At 65.3% G+C, this 16155-nt stretch carries 11 protein-coding genes; 8 read left to right on the top strand and 3 right to left on the bottom strand.

Annotation, left to right across the window (positions count from 1 at the left end):
- Positions 1-19: 19 nt before the first annotated feature.
- Complete coding sequence (locus IAQ70_RS21795) at positions 20-1225, bottom strand: ROK family transcriptional regulator (RefSeq protein ID WP_190992045.1); 1206 nt, start codon at positions 1223-1225, stop codon at positions 20-22.
- A 90-nt stretch (positions 1226-1315) separates the two neighbouring features.
- Between IAQ70_RS21795 and IAQ70_RS21790 the strand changes: the two genes are divergently transcribed.
- From IAQ70_RS21790 to IAQ70_RS21755, 8 genes are all read left to right on the top strand, one after another.
- Positions 1316-2593, top strand: coding sequence for an ABC transporter substrate-binding protein (locus tag IAQ70_RS21790; RefSeq protein ID WP_190992044.1), 1278 nt, complete (start codon positions 1316-1318; stop codon positions 2591-2593).
- 37 nt (positions 2594-2630) lie between these two features.
- Positions 2631-3569 (top strand): carbohydrate ABC transporter permease, encoded by a 939-nt coding sequence (locus IAQ70_RS21785; protein WP_190992043.1) that lies wholly within the window; start codon positions 2631-2633, stop codon positions 3567-3569.
- Positions 3566-4456 (top strand): carbohydrate ABC transporter permease, encoded by an 891-nt coding sequence (locus tag IAQ70_RS21780; protein WP_190992042.1) that lies wholly within the window; start codon positions 3566-3568, stop codon positions 4454-4456. Before IAQ70_RS21785 ends, IAQ70_RS21780 begins: the two co-directional genes overlap by 4 nt.
- A 92-nt stretch (positions 4457-4548) precedes the next feature.
- Entirely contained in the window at positions 4549-6222 is a 1674-nt protein-coding gene (locus tag IAQ70_RS21775; RefSeq protein WP_190992061.1) for a glycoside hydrolase family 13 protein, read from the top strand.
- Between the two features lie 128 nt (positions 6223-6350).
- Positions 6351-7220, top strand: a complete 870-nt coding sequence (ppgK, locus tag IAQ70_RS21770) for a polyphosphate--glucose phosphotransferase (RefSeq protein WP_190992041.1) — start codon at positions 6351-6353, stop codon at positions 7218-7220.
- A 3-nt stretch (positions 7221-7223) separates the two neighbouring features.
- Positions 7224-7781 (top strand): hypothetical protein, encoded by a 558-nt coding sequence (locus IAQ70_RS21765; protein ID WP_190992040.1) that lies wholly within the window; start codon positions 7224-7226, stop codon positions 7779-7781.
- A complete protein-coding gene (locus IAQ70_RS21760) occupies positions 7778-10723 on the top strand; it encodes an ATP-binding cassette domain-containing protein (protein ID WP_190992039.1) in 2946 nt (981 codons plus the stop codon). Before IAQ70_RS21765 ends, IAQ70_RS21760 begins: the two co-directional genes overlap by 4 nt.
- Before the next feature lie 111 nt (positions 10724-10834).
- On the top strand, positions 10835-11659 hold the full coding sequence (locus IAQ70_RS21755; RefSeq protein WP_190992060.1) for an alpha/beta fold hydrolase: 825 nt from the start codon (positions 10835-10837) through the stop codon (positions 11657-11659).
- Positions 11660-11947: 288 nt separating this feature from the next.
- Here IAQ70_RS21755 and IAQ70_RS21750 read toward each other — a convergent pair whose 3' ends face one another.
- Together IAQ70_RS21750 and metH are read right to left on the bottom strand one after the other, a co-directional pair.
- Positions 11948-12100, bottom strand: a complete 153-nt coding sequence (locus IAQ70_RS21750; RefSeq protein ID WP_190992038.1) for a hypothetical protein — start codon at positions 12098-12100, stop codon at positions 11948-11950.
- A 48-nt stretch (positions 12101-12148) separates the two neighbouring features.
- Positions 12149-15799: a methionine synthase gene (metH, locus tag IAQ70_RS21745; RefSeq protein WP_190992037.1), complete on the bottom strand. Its 3651-nt coding sequence runs from the start codon at positions 15797-15799 to the stop codon at positions 12149-12151.
- Between the last annotated feature and the right edge of the window lie 356 nt (positions 15800-16155).

Here is a 16155-nt window from a genome sequence, read left to right as displayed (position 1 = left end):
GTCCGGGAGCCGCGCCAAGTCAGGATCGCGCGGCTCGCGGGAGGAACGCGTTAGGTTCGAGCTTGATCCGCGTCAGTGCGGACTCGATAGCACCTTTGACCACCACCTCGGCTCCGAACGTGCTCGCCACGAGCTCCGGGAGCGGTAAGCCGGAATCGGTGGGCAGCAGGCTGCGTGCGTGTTCGAGGACAGGTTCGATGGCCCGTGAGATGCCGCCTGCGATGACTACACGTTCAATGTCCAGGAGGCTGGAGAGCACAACCGCAATCCGCGCCAGACGGGCGCCGAGCCGGGCGATGATGTCCGTTGCAAACGGATCCCCCTCCCGGGCTGCCTGGAACACGTCCTCCGCGGTGATGTCCTTCTCGGGCTTTTGCCGCAGCATGGTTTCTCCCTCGTATGAGTGAATGCGCGAGCGTGCCCACTTCCGGGCAAGTGCTCCAAACCCATCCGCACCCCCTTCGTCGGGCACGAACTTGCCGGCGGTAAGCGTGTCGAGGAATCGCATCTCCCCTGCGCCGCCTCGAGGTCCCCGCAGCAAGCGCCCATCGACGATCAGGCCAGCGCCGAATCGTTCCCCTGTCAACAGGGTTGCCTGGTTAGCTGATGGCTCGTGTGCGCGTTCGGCAATAGCGGCAAGGTTGGCGTCATTTTCGACGACGGCCGTACCGCGAAGGTGCGCAGCAAAGCCGGAATTCATCAGATGCCAGAATTCTCCTTCGGGAGACATACCGTTAGCGTCGATCGGCGCGGGAACGCCGACGACTGTGAGTAAGACGTCATCGAGGGTGCGCCCGATGTCGTCGAGGGTCAGACGGATCAACTCTCGTGCGCTCGCGCCGCGGCCCGCGCGGCCCAGCGCATGCGAGTCAACGCTCTGGCGACGAGTGGCCAGCTCGCGGCCGCGCAGATCCGCGACGATCGTTGTGAAGGAGATCTCCCCCGCGTCCAGCCCAACAACAACACCGGCAGCCTCGCGCAATTGGTAGCGGCGTGCTGGGCGGCCCTTGTGCGTGCGGCCCGCGGCAGGACTGTCATCCACTTGCTCCAACCAGCCGGCGTCGACCAGGCCATCGCACACGCCGAGCACCGTTGCGCGCGTCAGCCCGGTCATGGCCATGGCCTCTCCAGCTGTGAAGACTCGCTCCTGTAGAGCGAAGCGCAGCAAAGCATCCGAGTTGATCTGCCGCAACAGCTGCGTTGAGCTCGCCGTGGTCTCATTCATCCCTTGACGATATCGCCTCTATCCCTCATCCTCGTATAGGACCTAAATATAAGATCCAAATAAATTCGAAGTGAGACCACCTAGGAGCCGATGTTGCCACCTTTGACGTCCGCTGGGACTCTTGTCTCCCGGCGCACTTTCCTTGCCGCTGCCGGGGGCGCCCTGACAGCCGTTGGCTTGGCCGGATGTACCCCGGGAGGTGCACGTCCCACCGTCACGTTCCACCAGTCAAAACCGGAAGCCGTGCCATACTTCCGCGATCTGGCGGCGAAATTTACCGCGTCGCAGGACCGGTACCGCGTTCTGCATGACATGGCCACAAATCTTTCTGCCAGCTTTGTGCGCAGCAGTCCGCCGGATCTCGGTTGCCTCAACTACAACCTTGAGATGGCCCGGTTCATGGAGCGCGGAGCACTCTCGGACCTTTCCGATCTCCCGGCAGCAGCTTCCATCCGGGACGACGTCCTCGACCTCACGAACTGGTATCCCACGTACCCAGGCCGCACGAGCGTCATCCCCTACTCGGTCATGGCCGCCTCAGTCATCTACAACCGCCGCATCTTCGAGCAGAACGGGCTGGCCGTCCCGACAACCTGGGACGAACTGATCGAGGTATGTGAGGTGCTCAAAGCAGCCGGCATCACTCCTATCTACGGCACTTTCCGCGACCCGTGGACCATCGCGCAGGGCCTGTTCGACTACACGGTGGGCGGCATGGTCAACGTGCGCGACTTCTACAAGTCAATGCACGAGATCGGCGAGAAGGTCGGACCGGAGTCCGAAGTGTCGTTCCAGAAAACGATGCTCGATCCAGTGAAGCGCATGGTCCAGCTGACCAAGTACGTCAACCCCGATGCGTCGAGCCGCGGCTACGGAGACGGCAACACTGCCATGGCCCAGGGCCAGGCGGCAATGTACTTCCAGGGGCCGTGGGCCTTCGGGGAGATTGAAAAGGCGGGTACGGATGTGGACCTCGGCACTTTCCCGCTGCCAATGACCAGTGACCCCGCGGATCTGAAGGTTCGCGTCAACATCGACCTCTCGCTCTGGGTTCCGGAAGTCGCGAGCGCACAGGAGGGTGCCCGCGCCTTCCTTCAACACCTCATGCAGCCGGAGGTCCAGAACACCTACAACGCCGAATTCCTGGGATTCGGCACGAGCAAGGACGCACCAGCGGTCACAGATCCCCGAATCGTAGAGATGCAGAAGTACTACGACGAGGGCCGGTTCTACATGGGCGCCTCACAGTTCATTCCGAACTCGATTCCCGCCGCCAACTACCTCCAGTCGATCATCGGCGGTGCCGACGCCGAGAGCGCGTTGCGCCGGATGGACGCCGACTGGGCGCGCCTGGCTTTCCGCGCGTGACCACCCTTCCGACCTAATGCACGAAACGAGGACCACCATGTCATCGACGACGAAGCCTTCCACCAGAGCGGTGGTGAGGGCCCCGGCAGCGACTGGAGCGACAAGTGCGCGCAAGAGCCGTGTCGATCCGCTCTTCTACTTTTTCCTTTTCCCCTCACTGGCGATTTTCACGCTCGCCGTCACACTGCCGGCCGTACTCGGATTCGTCTACAGCTTCACGAACTCTGTTGGCTTCGGTGAATTCGACTTCATAGGCATCCGAAACTTCATCGCGGTCTTCCAGGACGAAGGAGTCCTCAGCGCCTACGGCTTCACGCTCGCCTTTGCGCTCGTGACCGTCATCGTCGTGAACGCCGTGGCCTTCTTCCTGGCCCTGGGACTCACGTCCCGCGTCCGCTTCCGTGCTGCACTGCGCACAGTATTCGTGATCCCCATGGTGATTTCGGGCATTGTCATCGCCTTCGTCTTCCAATACCTCTTCTCGAACTCTGTGCCACTCGTAGGCCAAAGCATGGGAATCGAACCGCTGGCGACGAGCATCCTCGCCAACCCCGACCTTGCGTGGCTGGCGATCGTCTTCGTCACAGCGTGGCAGTCGGTTCCAAGTGCGATGCTGATCTACATCGCAGGGCTCCTCACGGTTCCCACCGAGGTCTACGAGGCAAGCTCCATCGACGGAGCAACGCCCTGGCAGAACCTGCGGCACATCACGTTGCCGCTGATTGCCGGGTACGCCGTGATCAATATGGTCCTCGGCTTCAAGAACTACCTCAACGTCTACGACATCATCGTCGGCCTCACCGACGGCGGCCCCGGCGTCGCCACGCGCAGCGTCGCGATGTCGATCTTCCGCGGCTTCGAAGGCGGCGACTATGCGTACCAGATGGCCAATGCCGTGATCTTCTTCCTCATCAGCATCGTCATCGCACTCATCCAGCTTCGCTTCACACGTGGCAAAGGAGGGATCGCAGCATGAGCAGCGTACCCAGCACCATCCCCGCACGGCCCGCGGCCGCCGGGAAGAAACAACAGGTCAGCGCCGGCCAGGGGCGCAGCAACTGGCCCGCCACCATCGTCCTTATCGTCTGCACCCTCAGCGTGCTCGTCCCGCTGTACGTCACCCTCAGCATGGCGTTCAAAACCACCGGACAGGCGGTGGACGGCAACGCCTTCTCGCTGCCGAGCCCCCTGACCTTCGATAGTTTCGTCCAGGCATGGACGCTCACGAACTTCCCGCGCGGCTTTGCGATCTCCGTGTTCGTGTCCGTGACCTCCGTGGCGGGGGAAATCATCGTGTCGGCGCTGGCAGCCTACGCGATCGTCCGCAACTGGGACCGCCGACTCTTCCGCTGGTCCTTCTTCTACCTGCTCGCAGCGATGTTCATCCCGTTCCCCGTGGTGGCACTACCGCAGATCCAGCTCACCGGCCTCGTGGGACTGGACAACCCGCTCGGCGTCGCGCTTTTGCACATCGTTTTTGCCCTGGCGTTCAATACGATGCTGTTCACCGCGTTCCTGCGCTCCATCCCGCTGGAGTTGGAGGAAAGCATGCGCATAGACGGTGCTGGCACCTGGCAGGTGTTCTGGAAGCTCATCTTCCCCCTGCTCGGGCCGATGAGCGCCACGGTCGGCATCTTCGCTTTCATCGCATCCTGGAACGACTTCATGATGCCGTCACTCATCATTTCCGACCCGGAACTGCAGACAATCCCGGTGTTGCAGAAGATCTTCCAGACACAGTTCAGCAACAGCTACAACGTTGCCTTCGCCTCCTACCTGATGGCCATGGCACCCGCGATTGTCGTCTACCTGTTCACCCAGCGCTGGGTAATGTCCGGCCTGACTCAGGGCGCCGTCAAGTGACTCCAGCCGCCAAACCGACCACTAAGAACGAAGTAAAGGAACCAGTCTTGCCCTCCATCCTCACCCAGGCCACCAGCACCGAGCCAAAGAACATGGCCAACCCCAACTGGTGGCGCCAGGCCTCGGTCTACCAGATCTACCCCCGCAGTTTCTCCGACTCCAACGGTGACGGCATCGGTGACATCAACGGCATCACCGCCAAGGTCCCCTACCTGAAGGATCTCGGAATCGAAGCAGTATGGCTGAGCCCCTTCTACCCATCAGCCCTCGCCGACGGCGGCTATGACGTGGACGACTACCGTAACGTCGACGCACGGCTCGGCACGCTGGAAGACTTCAACGACATGGCTTCCGCCCTGCAGACCGCCGGCATCAAATTGATTGTGGACATCGTGCCGAACCACTCCTCGAACCGCCACGAGTGGTTCCAGGAAGCCCTCGCCTCGCCCAAAGGGTCCCCGGCCCGCGACCGCTACATCTTCCGCGACGGACTGGGCGAAAACGGTGAACTGCCGCCGTCAGACTGGGACTCCGTGTTCGGCGGTCCCGCGTGGGAGCGCATCACCGAACCCGACGGAACGCCAGGGCAGTGGTACATGCACATCTTCGCCAAGGAACAGCCTGACTTTAACTGGGACAACCCCGAGGTCCGCGAAGACTTCCTGACGACCCTGCGCTTCTGGTCGGACCGGGGCGTGGACGGCTTCCGCATCGACGTCGCCCATGCCCTCACCAAGAACCTCGAAGAGTCCCTGCCCACGAAGGCAGACCTCGAAGCCCAGGGCGAAGCGCTATACCTTGCTGGCTCGCACCCGTACTGGGACCGCGACGAAGTCCACGAGATCTACGCCGAGTGGCGAAAGCTCTTCAACGAATACAACCCGCCGCGCACCGCCGTCGCCGAAGCCTGGGTCCACGCGGACCGCCGGGCCCGCTACGCCAGCCCGGAGGGCCTGGGACAGGCCTTCAATTTCGACCTGCTGCAGGCGGACTTTGACGGCGCCCAGTTCCGGCGAATCATCACCAAGAACCTCGCCGAGGCCGAGGCGTCCAGCGCGTCCTCCACCTGGGTGTTCTCCAACCACGACGTCGTCCGGCACGCCACCCGCTACGGGCTTCCCGTGTCCGGGCCTTCGACCGAGGGGGAAATCATGGCCGGGCAGGCGGGCAAGCTTTGGCTGCTCGCCGGCGGCAAACAGGACGAGATCGACGTCGCACTCGGCCTGCGCCGCGCCCGCGCCGCATCGTTGCTGATGTTCGCCCTTCCAGGCTCCGCGTACCTGTACCAAGGTGAGGAACTGGGCCTGCAGGAGGTCGGAAGTGAAATCCCCGACGCCGAGCGCCAGGACCCCGCCTTCTTCCGGAACAAAGGCGTCGAGATTGGCCGCGATGGCTGTCGCGTACCGCTGCCTTGGGCTACTGGGGGCAGTTCCTTCGGTTTCGGAGCCGGCGGCGCCCACTTGCCGCAGCCAGAATGGTTTGCCAACCACTCAGTGGAAGCCCAGGAAACACAGGAAGACTCAACCCTGTCCCTCTACCGCAGGGCACTGGCCCTGAGGTCACAGCTGCAAACCGCCGAAGCGCTGGAATGGCTGGAAACCGGCCGCTCTGACGTGCTGGCGTTCCGGCGCCCCAACGGTTGGACCTCCGTAACGAACTTCGGCACGGAAGGCTTCGAACTGCCCGCTGGCAAGGCTCTGGTCTCCAGTTCACCACTCGAGGGAGGATCGCTGCCCGGAGCGACCACTGCTTGGCTCCAGGCTTAGCTGGACCAGGAATCAAACCCAGCCTCCCGGCGCCCAGGCGCCGGGAGGCTCCTCCATGCACATCAGCACCGCCATGAACCCGGACCGAGGCCCTCCGGTCACGCCCCTGGCTATTCAAAGGAAACGTCATGACACAACCCGCGACCGATACCACCGATGTGCCGTCAGGACTGCATTCCCGGATAGGAATCGATGTCGGCGGGACGTGGATCAAGGGTGCAATCATCAACCTGAGTAGCGGTACCCCGGTGGGCGGCGTCCGTAAAGTCCCGACACCTCTTGGCGGGACGGCGGGTGCGGTCGCAGACGTGCTGAACCAGCTCATCGATGAGCTGGGCTCCGGAAGCCCCTGGCATCGGGAGGGTGCTGTCGGAGTCGCCATCCCCTCGATAGTCCAACACGGCGTGGCCAGATCGGCAGCAAACATGGACGACAGCTGGATCGGACTGGATGTTCAGGCTTACTTGCGGGCTCGGCTTGGTCGGCCTGTTTGCGTCGTGAATGACGCTGACGCAGCTGCTTTGGCAGAATCCCGTTACGGCGTCGGGAAGGACAAACCCGGCGTTGTCCTGGTCCTGACGTTGGGTACTGGCATCGGATCAGCACTAATAGTTGACGGAAGGCTGGTACCCAACTTCGAGCTGGGCCATCTGGAAATCGACGGCTACAAGGCCGAATCCCGGGCATCGGCCATCAGCCGGGAAAAGGAAGGCCTAAATTGGATGGAGTACGCCGACCGGCTGCAACAGTTCCTGTCGCATGTGGAGTTCCTCTTCTCACCTGACCTGATCATCATCGGTGGGGGAATTTCAGCATGCAGTAACGAGTACCTACCACGCCTGTCACTACGCACCCCGGTCATTCCAGCCAGCTTGGAAAACTCCGCGGGCGTCGTGGGTGCTGCCCTACAAGCAACACTGTTCAAAGAGATTGCGCAACATGTCACGTCACAGAACGTGACCGCCCCCGGATCCGGACAACCCACGCCCTACCCTTGAAGCGTGACTTTGACTAAGATCCGCACCGCCGCCGCGAGCACCCTCGCCGCCGCCGGTCTCCTGCTTACCCTCGCCGCCTGTTCCACGCCGGCCGCCACCCAGCCCACCACCTCCGCCCCGGCGTCGACCGCAGCGGCGTCATCCAGCGCAGCCGCCGGGCCCTGCGCCGGCGTGAAGGTCATCGTCGATTCGGGCTCCCTGAAGCAGTCCGCGGCCGACAAGTCCGTTTGCGTGCCCGTGACCGCGGCGACTCCCGCGTCCAAGGTGCTCGACGAGGCAAAGGTGAAAACCGAGGGCACCACCCAGTACCCCACCGAACTCGTATGCCGTGTGAACGGTGTGCCCGCCGCAGACCTGGACATCACCCACAAGGGCGGCACGTACCGGGAAGAGTGCAGCAAGATGCCCGCAGCCTTCGCCTACTGGTCGCTCTGGACCAAGCCCGCAACCGGCGACTGGGCCTACGCGCAGGAAGGCCTCGCCACCCTGCAGGTCAACCCGGGCGAGAGCCTCGAACTGCTCTACACGGTCGACGGCGAACCGGCCGCCCCCGCGGCATGACCTTTCGACCCGCGCCGTTACGCGCAGCGGCGGCTCTCGCCGTCGTCTTCGTCGCGGCGCGGGTCATCTACCGCGTCCTTTTCAACGGGGCGGGCATTGGCATGCCCGTCCTGCTCGACCTGCCGGCGATGCGGCTGCCTGCCCCGTACGCCCACGTGGTCTTCCTCGGTCCGGTCACGGGACCTGGCCTGTGGGCGGCGGTCCTGTCCGCCCTGCCGATTGCCGCGATGTTCCTCGCTTTCGGCCTGCTCAACGCCTGGGTGGACGTGGCCCGCGGCTTCGTGCACCTGGCCCGCCGCGGTCCCATGCAGGGCCTGGCCCGGACCCTGGTGGTGGCATGGGCGGCGCTCCCGGCGCTTTCCGACGCCGTAACCTCCGTCCGCCTGGCGTTCCGGTTGCGGGGCGAACGCTTCGGACCCCGCGCCCTGGTGCCCGTGCTCGAGCGCACGCTGGAGCACGCGGCCCGGGTTGCCGCGGCCCTGGAGCTGCGCGGCTTCGGCAGCCGGGCGGCGCACCTTTCGGACAACGACGACGCCCCGCTTCTCGTCCGCGACGCCCAATTCCGCATCGGCGACGCACAGGTCGGCGTCGCCGACTTCACGCCGTCGACCGGGTCCATCACGGTCATCACCGGGCCGACGGGCTCCGGCAAGTCCACCATCCTGCGCGGTATCGCCGGCCTCCTCTCCCACGTTGACGGCGGCGAAATTTCCGGCACCCTGCGCGTCGCCGGAACGGACCGTGCCACCACGCCGCCCCGCGATACCGCCCGCATCATCGGCGTCGTCCTGCAGAATCCCCGCGCCGCGTTCGCCAGCACCCGGGTCCGGGACGAAATCTCCCTCGCCCTTGAACTGCGCGGCGTGGCATCGGCTACAGCCAAGACCCGCGTGCTGGAGGTCGCGGAGCGTATCGGCGTCACGGATCTGCTGGACCGGAATATCAGCACCCTCTCGGCCGGTGAGGCAACGCTCGTCGCCATCGCCGCCGCAGTGGTGGATCATCCGGCCCTGCTCCTGGTTGATGAACCCCTGGCCGACCTCGACACCGCAGCCCGCGCACGCGTCATCGCGGTGCTCCACGCCCTCGCCCGCGATGCCGGCGCCTGCGTCATTGTGGCGGAGCACCGCGCGGAAGCGCTCGTTCCCGTTGCCGACTCCTGGTGGACCATCGACGACGGCGCCTTGGTGCCGGGTGCCGAACCAACCTCTTCGGTCCCGGCTGCTTCGCGTCCCACGCCCATTCCGGGTTCGGGGAAGGAACCCGTGCTGACGGCGACAAACCTCGCGGTGCACCGCAAGGGCAAGCCGCTCGTGCGCGAAGCCTCCCTGACCCTGCACCGCCGTGAAGTGGTGGCCTTGGTGGGACCGAACGGGGCCGGAAAGTCGTCCCTCCTGGTGGCGCTCGCCCTCGGTGAAGGCACGGGCAATGAAGGAACGGTCGACGGCGGCATGGTCGACGGCGGACGCGTCGCCTTGGTGCCGGACGCCTCAGACGACCTCTTCACGAGGGATACCGTGGCAGGCGAGCTGCACGCGGCAGAGCGGCGCCAGGCGCGCGCTTGGCGTAAGTCGGGCCGGGGCCGTCCGGTCCTGAACCACCCAGGCGGTGACCAGCTTCCCACCCGGTCTGCGGAGTCGCACCTGGCCCGCTTGCGCGGAGACGTCCGGATTCCCATTGGTCACGAGCATCCCCGGGACCTCTCGGCCGGAGAGCGCAGGATCCTGGCCATCACGCTGCAGACCATGGACAACCCCCAGGTCCTCCTGATCGACGAACCCACCCGCGGACTCGATCCTGCGGCACGCGCAGCAGTGGCGGCAGCGCTGCGGGCAGCCGCGGACGAGGGCGCGGCGGTCCTCATCGCCACGCACGACCTCGATTTTGCCCAAAGCCTCGGCGCCCGGATCCTTCCGATGAGTGACGGCGTCGCACCCTCCTCCGCACCGCAAGCCGCCCCTGAGCCGCCCCGCCCGCTTCCCCGGCAGGCAGATGCCGGACCCCGGCCACGCGTCATCGAACACACAAACTCCCCGGGAACAGCCAGACACCGCCGCCTCCGCATGCCCCGCGCCGCCGAACTCGCAGTCCTTGCAGCCGCCAACGTCCTCGCCCTCGCAGCCTTCTGCTGGCCGCTGCTCGCAGCCGCCCTCCCGGAGGACGCCGCCGCGGCACTCCCCTACGCCGCGCTGGCCATCGCGCCGCTCGCCGTCGTCGCCATCGTGGTGTCCCTCGACGGCTCGGTCAGCTCCGCACACACGGTGGCGTTGCTCGGTGTCCTGGCAGCGGTCGGTTCCGCGGTGCGGGTGGCGAGCACCGGCGTCGGGGGTGTGGAGGCGGTCTTTATCCTGCTGATCCTGGCCGGCCGGGCCTTCGGCGCCCGGTTCGGCATGCTCCTCGGCGCCGCCACCATCGCCGTCTCAAGTGCCCTGTGGGGTGGCATCGGGCCGTGGACGCCGTTCCAGATTTTCGCCTGCGCGTGGGTGGGCGCGGGGGCCGGGCTGCTCCCCCGGCGTGTGCGGGGCAGGGCCGAACTGTGGATGCTGTGCGGCTATGGCATCGTGGCGTCCTACGTGTTCGGCCTGCTGACCAACCTGTGGTTCTGGCCGTTCGCGGTGGGCGCCGGCACCGGCATCTCGTACGTGCCCGGCGCGCCGCTGGGCATCAACCTCAGCAGCTTCCTGCTCTACTCGCTGGTGACGTCGACGGCGGGCTGGGACACCCTGCGTGCCGTCACCACCATCATCGGAATCGCCGTGGTGGGGCGGGCCATTCTCGCCGCCCTCCGTCGGGTGAAGCCGGTCTCCAGCGTGGGAAGTGCGGGTGGGCGGGCCACGCAGGCCCACCCGCTCAGGACAGGGACCAGCTTCAAATCCGGGCCTGAGGACACCCGCGATCATGGTCCCTGTCGGAGGAGTCGCGAAGGCCGCGTCAGTATGTAATGGGCTGAATCGACGTCGCCTTGAAGGTCATAGTGGGAGGATCCCTAGGATTCGCTATTTCTCGTGGATAGTCTGGGACAGGACGCCACCCAACGGAGGGTCAGTGAGAACGTGATCGAAGCAGTTGCTGCGGTAATCGGCCGGAACAACGTCACCATATCCGGGCGGGAAGATGGGCCCGTGATGATGTTTGCCCACGGTTTTGGCTGCGATCAGGCTATGTGGCAGAAGCTGCTGCCCAAATTCGTTGATGATTACCGGCTGGTGCTTTTTGATCATGTTGGTGCAGGACACTCCGACATCAGCGCCTATGACTGGGAGAAGTACGGTTCGCTGAATGGGTACGCGTCGGACATGCTGGAGATTTGCGCCGCCCTTGAACTTGAGGACGTCATCCTGGTGGGCCACAGTGTCAGCACGATGATCGCCGTGATCGCCGCCGTGCAGGACCCCAACCGTTTCTCCCACCTGGTCCTGCTTGCTCCTTCACCCCGTCATACGGATGACCCCTACGACGGCTACGTGGGCGGGTTTTCGCGGGAAGACATCGAGGGCCTGCTGGCATCTCTGGACAGAGACTATTTCGCCTGGGCCGCGGCCGTGGCACCCATGGTGATGGGCAACCCGCAGGAGCCGGAATTAGCGGAGGACCTGCGTGTCAGCTTCTGCCGGACAAATCCGACCATCGCACGGCACTTCGCCGGGGTGACTTTTTTCTCCGATACCCGCCCTGAACTGAAAAAGTTGCGCACCAACTGCCTGATTCTGCAGTGTTCTGACGATCGGCTTGCTCCGCCGGAAGTGGGCGCCTACCTGCACAAGAATCTGGACCACAGCACCCTGGTGCAGCTTCAGGCCACCGGGCACTGCCCCCACGTCAGCGCTCCAGGGGAGACGGCCCAGGAGATTCGGCACTACCTCAACACCCGCTCGTGACAGGCACCGCCGGCACCGGCATCTCTTACCTGCCGGGCGCGCCGCTGACAAGGACAGGCCCCAGCTCACGCCCTGAGTGCGCACACAGGAAAGCGGTCGACGGCGGAACCTCCCGCCGTCGGCCGCTTCCGTATGTAACGGTGCGGGGTCTAAGGGTGCGGGCCACCTGGACCACCGGTATTGCTCCCCGGCCCAAGCCGGACGGAGCCATGCGCCCAACACGGCCAGCGCACTAATCCAGGTTGTTGCCTGCCGTTTCAGGCCCGCACAGCGTTGCCCCGCGGGGCGTCAGGCGTTGGCTTTGCGCTTGAACCAGCCCCACACACCCGTGGCCACGAACAGGATCAGGCCGATGAATGCCAGCCACAGCAGGCCCTTCACCACGAAGCCGAGGATCGACAGGACAAGCCAGATGATAAGCAGTGTGATGATAATTCCCATAGGGGAAGCTTAGGCCTTGTCCCGGCTGAACTGCGCACCGGCAACACCTCACACCTTGAAGTACTTCGCCTCCGGGTGGTGGAACACAAACGCGTCGGTGGACTGTTCGGGGTGCAGCATCAGCTCGTCGCTCAGGACCACGCCCATCCGCTCGGGCTTCAGCAGGTCCGTCACCTTGCGGCGGTCCTCCATGTCCGGGCAGGCGGGGTAGCCGAGCGAGAACCGCGCACCGCGGTAGTCGAGCTTGAACAGTCCGGCCTTGTCCTTGGGCTCCTCGGCAGCGAAGCCCAGCTCCGAGCGGATACGCGCATGCCAGAATTCCGCGAGGGCCTCGGTGAGCTGCATGACCAGGCCGTTGAGCTCGTAGTAGTCGCGGTAGTGGTTCCCGGCGAACAGCTCGGACGTCACTTCCTCGATCTTCGAGCCGGCTGTGACCAGCTGCACCGGCAGGACGTCGATCTGGCCAGATTCACGCGAGCGCACAAAGTCGGCGAGGCACAGGTGCCGGTCGCGGCGCTGGCGCGGGAAGTCGAACCGCAGCCGCTCGGTGCCGATCGGACCGCCTGAACCGCCGTCGGGGGCGAGCAGTCCCGCGGTGCCGAGGACGCCGTCGCGGTCTTCCCCGTGGTGCAGCACCACCACTTGTTCCCCCTCGGCGACCACCGGGAAGTAGCCGTAGGCGACGGACGCATCGAGCATTCCCTCGCCGAGGATGCGGTCCAGCCAGTACCGCAGGCGCGGCCGGCCCTCGCGTTCCACGAGTTCCTCGTAGGACGCGCCGTCGTCGCCGCGGCCGGGTTTGAGCCCCCACTGCCCCATGAAGGTGGCGCGTTCGTCGAGGAAGGTGGAGTAGTCGTGGAGCGAGACGCCGCGCACGATGCGGGTGCCCCAGAACGGCGGCGACGGCACGTGGTTGTCGGCGGTGACGTCGGACCGGCCGGGCATTGCCTCCGGCTCGGTCACTGTGAACTTCGGCCCGCCCTTGTGGATCCGCTTCTTCAGCGGCGGAAGGCCGACGGCGGCGGGGTCAGCGCCGCGGGCCACCTGCACCAGGGGTTCCATGAGGGCAAGGCCCTCAAAGGCGTCCTTGGCGTACCGGACGGTTCCTTCAAACTGCTCCGCCAGGTCCTGCTCCACGTAGGCGCGGGTCAGGGCGGCGCCGCCGAGGATGATGGGCCACTTCTTCGCGAGGCCCCGGGACTGGAGTTCGGCGAGGTTCTCCTTCATCACCACGGTGGACTTCACGAGCAGGCCGGACATGCCGATCACGTCGGCGTTGTGTTCCTCTGCTGCGGCCATGATCTCGGCGATGCCCTGCTTGATGCCGATGTTGACCACTTTGTAGCCGTTGTTGGTGAGGATGATGTCCACCAGGTTCTTGCCGATGTCGTGCACGTCGCCGCGGACGGTGGCGATCACCATGGTGCCCTTGCCTGAGGAGTCCGACTTCTCCATGTGCGGCTCGAGCAGGGCCACCGCGTTCTTCATCACCTCGGCGGACTGCAGCACAAAGGGCAGCTGCATCTCGCCGGCGCCGAAGCGCTCACCCACAACTTTCATGCCTTCGAGCAGCTGGTCGTTGATGATGCCGAGCGGGGTCATGCCCTCGCTCCGCGCCAGGTCGAGGTCCTCTTCCAGGCCCTTGCCTTCGCCGTCGATGATGCGCCGCTGCAGGCGTTCGCCGGTGGGCAGCGCCGCGAGTTCCGCGGCGCGCTGGTCCTTGAGCGCCGCGGTGTCGACGCCGGCGAACATGTCCAGCATGCTGTTCAGGGGGTCGTAGGTGACGTTGCCGTCGGCGTCGTATTCGCGGCGGTCATAGACGAGGTCCATGGCCACCTTGCGCTGTTCCTCCGGCAGGGAAGCGAGCGGGACGATCTTGGCGGCGTCGATGATGCCGCTGGTCAGGCCGGCCTGCACGGCCTCGTGCAGGAACACGGAGTTCAGGGCCATGCGCGCCGCCGGGTTCAGGCCGAAGGACACGTTGGAGACGCCGAGGGTGGTGTTGATGCCGGGGTACTTGGCGGTGATCTGGCGGATGGCCTCGATGGTTTCGATGCCGTCGCGGCGGGTTTCTTCCTGGCCGGTGGCGATGGGGAAGGTGAGGCAGTCGACGATGATGTCCTCGACGCGCATCCCCCATTCACCCACCAGGGCGTCGACGAGGCGGGAGGCGATGGCAACCTTGCCCTCGGTGGTGCGGGCCTGGCCCTGTTCGTCGATGGTCAGGGCGATCACGGCGGTGCCGTGTTCCTTCACGAGCGGCATGATGCGCGCGAAGCGGCTGTCCGGGCCGTCGCCATCCTCATAGTTGACGGAGTTGACCACCGGGCGGCCGCCGATGAGTTCGAGCCCGGCCTGCAGCACGGGCGGTTCGGTGGAGTCGATGACGAGCGGGAGGGTGGAGGCCGACGCGAAACGTGAGACGACCTCCTTGATGTCGGCCACGCCGTCGCGCCCCACATAGTCGATGCAGACGTCGAGCAGGTGGGCGCCGACGCGGACCTGCTCGCGGGCGATGTCGACGCAGTCGTCCCAGCGCTCCTCCAGCATCGCCTGGCGGAACGCCTTCGAACCGTTCGCGTTGGTGCGCTCGCCGATGGCGAGGTACGCGGACTCCTGGTCGAAATTCACGTGGTGGTAGAGGGACGCGATGCCGGCTTCACGCTCGGTGGGAAGGCGGCTGCCGTCGGCGCCCCGCCCGCCGCTGGTGACCGCGGCGACGGTGCGCAGGGGTGCAAGACGTTCGACGACGGCGGCCATGTGCTCCGGCGTCGTACCGCAGCAGCCGCCCACGAGGCCCAGGCCGAATTCGCGCACGAACTGCTCGTGAGCGGTGGCGAGTTCGGTGGGTGAGAGCGGATAGTGCGCGCCGTTGGGGCCGAGGACGGGCAGGCCGGCGTTGGGCATGCAGGCGATGGCGACGGAGGACTGCTTGGAGAGGTGGCGCAGGTGCTCGCTCATCTCGTCCGGCCCGGTGGCGCAGTTCAGGCCGATGGCGTCGACGCCGAGCGGCTCGAGGGCGGTGAGCGCGGCACCGATCTCGGAGCCCATAAGCATGGTTCCGGTGGTTTCGACGGTCACCTCGACGAAGATCGGGAGCCGGATGCCGCGGGTGACGATGGCCTGCTTGCAGCCGTTGACCGCGGCTTTGGTCTGCAGGAGGTCCTGGCTGGTTTCGATGAGGAAGGCGTCCGCGCCGCCGTCGATGAGGCCCTCGGCCTGCAGGGCGAAGGTCTGCTTGAGGTAGTCGTAGGTGGTGTGCCCGAGGCTGGGGAGCTTGGTGCCCGGTCCCATCGAGCCCAGGACCCAGCGCATGCGTCCGTCTGTTTTTTCTGCCGCTTCGGCGCGCTCGCGGGCGATCTCGGCGCCCTTCCGGGCGAGCTCTTCGATGCGGTCCTCGATGCCGTAGTCGGAGAGGTTGGACCAGTTCGCGCCGAAGGTATTGGTTTCGACAGCGTCGATGCCCGTGGCGAAGTACGCGTCATGGATGTCGGCGAGGACATCCGGGCGCGTGGCGTTGAGGATCTCGTTACAGCCCTCCAGCCCCAGGAAGTCGTCCTCGAGCGACAGCTCCCTCCCCTGCAGCATGGTGCCCATCGCCCCATCGGCGATGACGACCCGGTGGTTCACCGCATCCAGCAGCTCCTGGGCGCGGACGGGGCGGGGGACGGACTCAATATCAAGCGCAAAACGAGGCATCTAAACAGATTACGTCTGGGGGCTGGAACGTTGCGCTGTGTGTCCGTGTACTACGGGGGTGGGGTGTGCAGTTCTGCTTAAGCCTCCGTCGCAGGAGCGAGGAATTACGCTTCATGCGGCCGCACGTAAGCCCATCCGGTCGGTTCGCCGACAGTGCGAGGGGTGCTTAGGTATCGGAAGCGTCTAGAGTTCAGTAATGGATGCTGCTCTTCAGTTTCTCCCCACATCAGATTAGTTAGAAAGCTGAAAGGCCATTGCCGGCGAATCCCGGCCTTTTGCTCGCAGCGTGGGCCGGCTCCATATCCAGATCGCAGAGCGCAACGTGACGGGGCATCTTGAGTTTCATGTATGCAGCT

Source organism: Pseudarthrobacter sulfonivorans (assembly GCF_014712225.1).
GTDB lineage: Bacteria > Actinomycetota > Actinomycetes > Actinomycetales > Micrococcaceae > Arthrobacter > Arthrobacter sulfonivorans.
Note: the sequence above shows the minus strand (reverse complement) of the source record. Positions and strands in the feature narration are given on the sequence as shown.